This window comes from Bartonella sp. AA78NXGY (genome assembly GCF_042197005.1).
Lineage (GTDB): Bacteria > Pseudomonadota > Alphaproteobacteria > Rhizobiales > Rhizobiaceae > Bartonella.
The window spans coordinates 1-2,153 of record NZ_JBHIRI010000057.1 but is presented as its reverse complement, the minus strand read 5'-3'; the positions used below and the strand labels follow the sequence as shown (position 1 = coordinate 2,153).

Annotated in this window: 1 protein-coding gene and 1 pseudogene; both read right to left on the bottom strand. The window is 42.8% G+C overall.

What is annotated here, in order from left to right; genetic code table 11:
* Positions 1 to 1,309, bottom strand: a pseudogene (locus ACFINL_RS09550) (replicative DNA helicase); the annotation flags it as partial.
* A partial coding sequence (locus tag ACFINL_RS09545) for a phage late control D family protein (protein ID WP_375651473.1) occupies positions 1,266 to 2,153 on the bottom strand: 888 nt, incomplete at its 5' end. The pseudogene ACFINL_RS09550 and the gene ACFINL_RS09545, both read right to left, overlap by 44 nt.

Below are 2,153 nucleotides of genomic sequence, written 5' to 3'. Positions count from 1 at the left end.
TTCTTTGGGTTCTTCATTTTTGAGATAATATTCTTCACGATAAACGAACAGAACAATGTCGGCATCTTGCTCGATTGAACCAGATTCACGTAAATCAGAGAGTTGCGGACGTTTATCGGTTCGGTTTTCAACTTGACGCGAAAGTTGTGACAGAGCAATGATGGGAATATTGAGTTCTTTTGCAAGTGCTTTTAATCCGGTGGTAATGGCTGTAATTTCTTGAACGCGATTTTCTAATGAACGCTTTGAACCACTTGTCATGAGTTGGATATAATCGATAATCAAGACATCTAGACCATGTTGTCGTTTAAGACGCCTTGCACGTGCGGCCAATTGTGCAAGGGATACACCCCCCGTTTGATCAATATAAAGAGGGATTGTTTGTAAGGAACGCATTGCGTAAATGATGTTGGTAAATTGCTCTTCTGAGATATTACCACGACGCATATCAGAAGAAGAAACCTTTATTTGCTCTGAGATAATACGAGTTGCAAGCTGTTCTGTTGACATCTCAAGTGAAAAGAAACCAACAATGCCCCCTTCATTTTCTTGGCTGTTATCACGCTTACAAGCATTGGCAATATTAAAAGCAATATTGGTCGCCAGAGAGGTTTTCCCCATAGCAGGGCGGCCCCGCAAGGATAATCAAATCGGATGGCTGTAGCCCTCCCATTTTCTCATCAAGGGTTTTGATATGGGTAGCTATCCCAGAAAGCTGTGAGGAACGCTTTTTTGCAGCGCTTGCCATGTTAAGTGCTTTTGCAATGGCTGTATCAAAGTTTTCAAACCCACCTCCATATTTTCCTTTTTCGGCGAGCTCAAATAATTGATTTTCAATCGTTTCAATTTGTTGGGAAGGTGTGAACTCCAGAGGCGCATCAAAAGCTGTATTGGCAACTTCATTGCCAAGATTAATCAAAGACCCGCGGATAAAAAGATCGTAAATGACGCGTCCATAATCTTCAGCGTTAATAATAGTGACTGCCTCTGTGGCTAAGCGAACAACATACTGGTATACAGTAATATCTCCAATTTTTTCTTCCATTTGGATATAGGGCTTAATTGTAATGGGGTTTGCAAGATGACCCTTTTGAATAATTTGTAAGACAATCTCAAAGATCTTTTGATGTAGCGTTTCAAAAAAATGTTCTGCTTTGAGAAAGTCTGAAACGCGATCGAGTGCATTATTATTAATCAGGATTGCTCCAAGCAATGCCTGTTCCGCTTCAATATTATGGGGAAGTTGACGAAAAGAAGAAGCAAAATTATCTCTTGGATTTTCTGTTTTTAGCATGTTCAATGTTCTCATTGCTTTCTTTTCCCTTGTTTGGTGCCTCGAGTGTGATTTCTGTTGTGTATCCGCTTTGTTTTTCATAGCGGTGGGTGACGGTTGCAGCTTTCCATGGTCCATTGATTTGCCCACGAAACCCTTGCAATAAAAGAGGTTGATCCGCCATGATTTCGGGACGCCCCTCTAAGGTCAAGGAGCCACTGCCTACAGCACGACACAACCTGTCCGACTCGGAAGCAGCAGCAGCTCGTGCTTCCTCCTCACAAGTGTAACAAGTCCGTAAACGCCGCACGGGACCGCTAAACCCTGTCTGATGTTTGACTTGGCATTGCTGCCCTTTTGAGCGATCAAAATAAGAAGCTTCAATGGTGCCATATTGCGTACGTGGCTCTAACGTAAATTCCCAGTTGGAACAGTCGTGCTTATGGATGTCGAGTGCTGGTAAATTATCTCCGCTTAAAAACAAAAACTTATTGTCCTTGATCAAAAAACGTGCCCGCATGCGATCGGCAAGGCGGGTTAAAAAATCAACAGCCGATTGATCTGTACGAATCACATAAGGCAAAGTTTGTTGAGTGAACTGAGGACTGACCTTTTCTTGATAGCCATGGCGTTTGGCAAGTGTCTCCACAATCTCACCAACAGTTTTGTGATCAAAATGTTCACTCACCTGTTCTTTGAGCTCTTTACGCATCGAGGCGCTTTTGCCACAAAGGCGCAAGATTTCTCCATCACTGCCACCACAACTTACAACCGATTCGACAACAAAACACCCCATAAAGGCACTGATGCTGTTCTCATAGCCAAAAATCACTTGCAGAGTGCTGTTGCTTGAGGGAACCTCTAAATCATTACCACTATC